Origin of the sequence: Paenibacillus sp. 598K, assembly GCF_003851045.1 — a bacterium.
Taxonomy (GTDB): Bacteria; Bacillota; Bacilli; order Paenibacillales; family Paenibacillaceae; genus Paenibacillus_D.
Window position 1 is genome coordinate 1 of the sequence record NZ_BFBX01000112.1, and the last position, 1,051, is coordinate 1,051.

Sequence of the window (1,051 nt, forward strand, 5' to 3'; positions counted from 1 at the left end):
TTTCGTAATTCAGGTTTATAGGAAGTATTGTTTGATTCTCCAAGAGAGCCGTTTCTTTGACTTGTGCCATAGGCGTCTCGCCTTGCGCTTTTCCCCATTTCTATTAATCTTAACCCAATTGCCACCGTTATTTTGGTAGATGTTTGTTGGGGGGGCGGTTTTTTCGTGGTTCAGCTTGACAGGATTTGGTCTTCGTCTTATTATGCTGATTGTAGCATTAGGGGGAGTGCTTTCCATTATTCGGGTTATTGATTATAATTGTCGATCAGGAATAGCAGGGGGATATACAATGAAAAAAAGACCATGGCATATGTGGCCAATTGTGTTGTTTGTAGCCTTTATGTATGTAATGGGCATTTATGATTTTTTTATGATGCTTTCTCACAATGTTGATTACTATGCCGATCATAATTATGGTCAGGCGGTTGTGGAGTATTTTACAGATTATCCGATTTACTTTATGGTTTTTTGGATCGCCAACTTGCTAGCAGGTGTTTTAGCGCCGATCACACTTCCTTTTAACCTCAAATGGGGAAAAAATCTTGCTTGGATATCCTCGGTTGCTGGCTTGATTTTATTACTGCTTACCTTTATTTTCAGAAACAGATTATCCGTTCTGGGAGCAGGCATAGCTGCATTTGATATTTTCATCCTGCTCATGACAGTAGGACTTTATCTGTATAGTAGGAGAATGGAGAAAAGGTAATCGTAATTAAGCTGTTAATGAATTTTTATCCCTGTTTGCAAGAAGGTAAGGAATATATTTTATTTCTAAAGTGGCATGAAAGACACGGTGCATATTGGGTTAACTCTCTGGAGCAAGGTAAGTTTGAAATATCCGGAGGGGATATGGAAGAAAAAACAATGCAAGCGACAAATGAGCAATATAGTGAACTGAAGAAAAGCGTTCTGGAAAAATATATACAATGATATTACTGAAGTATGGTTGACCCCTCATGGATAAAAAAGTAATATCTGCTGAAATTGAAAAGCAGCTCATGTACCTGTGGGCTGCTTTTCTCTTGTGTGTCTCGAAAAGCATGCTTTTCGA

2 protein-coding genes are annotated in these 1,051 nt (G+C 38.4%); both read left to right on the forward strand.

What is annotated here, in order from left to right; translation table 11 throughout:
* Positions 1–289 precede the first annotated feature (289 nt).
* Complete coding sequence (locus tag PA598K_RS27500) at positions 290–706, forward strand: hypothetical protein (protein ID WP_128660010.1); 417 nt, start codon at positions 290–292, stop codon at positions 704–706.
* A gap of 35 nt (positions 707–741) precedes the next feature.
* Positions 742–930, forward strand: a complete 189-nt coding sequence (locus PA598K_RS36600) for a hypothetical protein (protein ID WP_185602258.1) — start codon at positions 742–744, stop codon at positions 928–930.
* Positions 931–1,051: the final 121 nt, after the last annotated feature.